The organism is Tautonia marina (assembly GCF_009177065.1).
In the GTDB taxonomy this organism is placed as follows: domain Bacteria; phylum Planctomycetota; class Planctomycetia; order Isosphaerales; family Isosphaeraceae; genus Tautonia; species Tautonia marina.
In genome coordinates, this window is record NZ_WEZF01000056.1 from 1 (window position 1) to 2,176 (window position 2,176).

A 2,176-nucleotide genomic window follows, 5' to 3' on the forward strand; every position below is an offset into this window, starting at 1 on the left:
AGTCAATCCGGTCCCGACGACGATCGGCCAGAAGCCCTGGGTTTCCGTCGGTTCCTTCTTCTGCCAGCGGACCCGAGGATAATTCTCGTAGAAGCGGCGAACCTCGCCCGAGTCGGGGAGGACCGAAGCCAGCGCAGGACGCGCGGCCATGTAGAACAGGTTGGTGTGGCACGTGGCACAATTCTTGGTCTTCTGCCAGTTCAGCGCTGCACGATCCAGGTATTTCGCTGCCTCTTCTGCCGAGAAGTGGCCGAGCTTCGGTTCGTCCTCCCTGATCTCCGGCAAGCCTTCCTCGACATCACTCAGGGTGATCGGCTGTTGTGCGGTCGCGAGGGTAGGTACACCCGCGACAAGAAGTAAGAAACCATGCAGAAGTGTTGCAATGGGTCTCATTGGAGCTGATCCAAAAAAGCGGTATGCGGCGATTGAAGGTGGGCGGCCGTTGTCCTCGCCGCATGGTATCTCCGGACTCGTGCGTCCTCCAGACTCCTCCGATCGTCATGGGCCATCAGGACTCGACCATCCGTTGGACACGAGAGGACCGTGATGGTTCCGACCGAGTCGCCCGGAGCTAGCGGCCCGGCCCGGAGAGTGTTCCGGAGGTCGGACAGGCGGTGCGTCCTTGGTGGCGGATCGTGCGGCAACCCCATTCACCTACGTGACGGTCCAAGTCATTGTCCAGCTCTCCCACGGTCGCCCCTCGTTGTTCTCCTGGCCACGGCCCGGCGCGGTTCCAAGCATCCCGAGGAGCGCAAGCCAATTCTCACGAATCGACGACCGACGAGTCAGGATCCCCCATCGATCGCGGGTCGCGACAGCGAGCCGAACGAGATCGGCGTGCCGGGCAGAGGGGCCATCAAGGGGCTCCCCGAGTGCACACCTCAATCGTCCTCGAAGGGATGACGCCGCGGCTCCCCCTTCAGGCGTCCCGCCAGAGTAAAGAGCTGCGCCAGGCCTTTGTTGACGAGCCGCTCCCCCGCTCCGACCTCGGCCCGAGTCGTGTCGCTCGCCCCGTACCCCCCCCGGGCTGCGGATTGCAGATCCGGCAGGTAGCTCGGCCAGGCATAGGGCCCGTCGCAGCAGTAGCCCAGCAGGTACGCGTGCGGCAGCCCCGCCATCTGGCGGATCGCCACCTGGAACGCGTGGAACGGCTCGCCCGGCATGGTGATCAGGCCGATCTCGTCGTTGATCAGCACCGAAGTCACCCCAAGCGTGAGCTCCTCGTCCGGCTCCCAGCGGTTCTCGACCGTCAGCTCGGCCGAGGCGCTCGACAGGGACTTCGAGGACCCCGGCTCGTCTTCGAGGCGCTCCAGGACGTCGAGGACCTCCTCGGCCAGCCGTCGCCCGACGCGCTCGACCACGGCGAAGTCGCCGTCGCGGTCGTCGCCTCTGGCCATAAGCAGGGGATTGATGTCGCCCCCGCCGCCCTGGAGGAACATGCAGGTTACGTCGCCGCCGAGTTCCTCCTCGACGAGGTCGCGCATCACGCCGGGGTAGTCGGCGGAGATCTTCCGATTGCGCGGGCCCAGGATGACGGGGTGGCAGGCGTAGGTCACCAGCACGGCGCGGACGTCCTCCTCCTCGTCGGTGATCCGGATCACACCGACGGTCGGGTCGACAGGGCCGTAGGGGATGTGGTCGGGGTTCTCGAAGTGGGTCACCGCGGTATTGCCGTGGCGGACCAGGCGATTATAGCCCAGCGTGATGCTGCCCTCGTCGGCGAGGAACTGAGCCGAGAAAAGCCCTTTTTGCGCCTCCCGAATCGCCTCCAACACGCGACGTTCCACCGTGACGCGCCATGGCTCCTCCGGGCTGGGGAAGACCTCGTCGCGGAGATCTGGGCCGGCATGGGTGTGGGTATTGATCAGGAGAAGCCGATCGATACCGAGTTCGGGCATCTGCTCGTGGAGCCAGGGGGAGTTGAAGACACAGAGGTCGCACGCGACCAGGGCGATCGTCGTCGAGGACGACTCCAGGACGAGGACACGGGCATCGATCCGGTCGTGGATGCCGTCGGTGGGCTCGGCCGAGGAGTATCCGGCGGTGGGCCCGCCGATCGGGGGTGTGATATCGACCCGCGCGACGCCGGCCCGAATGTCGGTCGCGGACGCCGGCCCGGCAAAGCACCAAAGGACCGCCAGCAGAAGCAGGGTCCGGAGGTCGGAACGGACTCGAG

At 65.8% G+C, this 2,176-nt stretch carries 1 protein-coding gene and 1 pseudogene; both read right to left on the reverse strand.

From position 1 onward, the window contains the following. Positions 1–393 (reverse strand): annotated as a pseudogene (locus GA615_RS27165) (squalene--hopene cyclase); the annotation flags it as partial. Between the two features lie 488 nt (positions 394–881). After that, a partial coding sequence (locus GA615_RS27170) for a neutral/alkaline non-lysosomal ceramidase N-terminal domain-containing protein (RefSeq protein WP_152054490.1) occupies positions 882–2,176 on the reverse strand: 1,295 nt, incomplete at its 5' end.